Source organism: Spirillospora sp. NPDC049652 (genome assembly GCF_040675125.1).
Lineage (GTDB): Bacteria > Actinomycetota > Actinomycetes > Streptosporangiales > Streptosporangiaceae > Spirillospora.
Genome location: NZ_JBFAOF010001340.1, coordinates 1 through 1,537, shown reverse-complemented (window position 1 = coordinate 1,537; position 1,537 = coordinate 1). Strand labels below are relative to the sequence as shown.

Here is a 1,537-nt window from a genome sequence, read left to right as displayed (position 1 = left end):
CGCGCCGCGCTCGACAAGATCGCAGAGCGGCTGGCCGAGGTGGACGCCGACAAGCTCGCCCGGCATCGGCGCTGTCGGTCGGACGCGCGGCCGCCCTCTCGGCGGCGCTGGTGTGCGCCGGGACCGGGCTCGGGTTCGTCCGGGACCTGCTGCTCGCCGACCGGTTCGGGGCGGGGCCGAGCACGGACGCGTTCCTGGTGTCCTGGACGGTCCCGGAGACCGTGTCGCCGCTGCTGATCGAGGACGCGATGGCGCTGGTCATGGTCCCGGTCGTCACGCGGGCGATGCTCCGTCCGCACGGGGTGCCGGGGCTGGTGCGCCGCGTCGCGCCGCCCCTGGTGGTCGGGCTGTCGGCGCTCTCGGTGGCCGTGACGCTCCTGGCCCCGTGGCTGGTGCGGGTCGCGGCCCCCGGCGTCGCCGACCGGACCGCGGCGGTCACCTGCCTGCGGCTCACGGCGGTGACCGTCCTGACGTTCGGCGTCGCGGGGTTCATCAGCGCGGTGCTGCGTCCGCACCACCGGTTCGGGCCGCCCGCCGCGATCTACCTCGCCTACAACGCCGGAATCCTGGCGATGCTGCTCACGCTGGCGGACGCGTGGGGGATCACCAGCGCGGCCCTCGGAGTGGCCTGCGGAAGCCTGCTGATGGTCCTCGTGCAGGTGCCCGCGTTCGTGGGAGTGCTGCGACGCGGACGCACGGCGGACGGCCCGGCCGTGCCATCCGGCCCGGACGCGGACGCGGGAGGTCCAGCCGCGGACGCGGGAGGTCCGGTCGCGGGGCCTTCGGTCCGTCAGGTGGGGTTCGCGGCGGTGGCGCCCGTCGTGGTGTTCACGGTCGCGCGGCAGGCGCAGGTGCTGGTCGAGCGGTTCTTCGGGTCGGGCCTCCCGGAGGGGACGATCTCCCATCTGAACTACGCGCAGAAGGTCGCCCAGGTGCCGATGGTGCTGGCCCTGCTGGTCGCGACGGTCACCTTCCCCCGGCTCGTCCGCGCCCAGCTCGACGACGACGCCGGAGCGCTGCGCCGCCGGATCGAGGGCGACCTCACGGCCGTGGGACTGCTGATCCTCGTCGCGATCGCCTACCTGTGGACGTTCGCGCCGCTGATCACCCGGGTGATGTTCGAGCACGGCGCGTTCACCCGGGCCGACTCGGTGAGCACGGCGGAGATCCTGCGGGTCTACTCGCCCGGTCTGCTCGCCCAGTGCCTGCTGGGGGTGAGCGTCCGGGCGCTGTCGGCGGGACGCCGGGCCGGGTGGCGGACGCCGCTCGCGATGCTGGCGGGGCTGGCGGTGACGTTCGCCTTCGCCGCGGCGTTCAGCGCGAGCCACGGGGCCGGGGCCCTCGCGGCGGGCAACGCGGTCGGCATCAGCGTCGCCGCCGTCCTGCAACTGCTGACGGTGCGGTGGAAGGTCGCGCGCATCCGGTTCGGGCTGCTGGGACGCCGGTTCGTGCTGGGCGCGGGATGCGCGCTGGTCATCTCGATCAGGAAGATCCCGTAGCCGTTGTCGCGGGGTTCGTCGCCGACACGCCGGGTCGG

General features: G+C 74.6%; 1 protein-coding gene. It reads left to right on the top strand.

The window, feature by feature from the left end; genetic code table 11:
- Positions 1-1,499 (top strand): lipid II flippase MurJ (locus AB0J52_RS40000; protein ID WP_500188385.1); only part of this gene is annotated, 1,499 nt, incomplete at its 5' end.
- Between the last annotated feature and the right edge of the window lie 38 nt (positions 1,500-1,537).